General features: G+C 58.3%; 1 pseudogene. It reads right to left on the bottom strand.

Going from position 1 to position 333, the window contains the following annotated elements:
* Positions 1-189: pseudogene (locus tag AC0L3D_RS37050) on the bottom strand (integrase); the annotation flags it as partial.
* Positions 190-333: the final 144 nt, after the last annotated feature.

The raw sequence follows: 333 nt of genomic DNA, 5'->3' as shown, positions 1-333 counted from the left end.
TGTGTTTTCGGAGCTGGCGGCGTTCGCGTAGCCTTTTGCCGCTTCGACCAGGTCCTCGACGTGCGCCGGGACACGGGATGTCGGCCGGCCCATCTCCATGACGAGATCGACGATGTCGGGCAGCTCGCCGTCTTGATGGCCGTCGGCCGTGTCGTCGATTTTGGGCGTGCTTTCCGGGGGATTTTGCATGGTTAGGGAGCCTATCAGGATATGTCCGATAATGCAACCTTACCGGACATTATCTGGCGACGACAGGCGCGGCGGTTTGTTCGTATTGTCGTTGTTAAAAGCGCCGCGATGATTCATGCTGTCGACGATGATTCTCCACGCCAA

This window comes from Mesorhizobium sp. WSM4837 (assembly GCF_055811435.1).
This window is presented reverse-complemented; position numbering and strand designations above follow the sequence as displayed.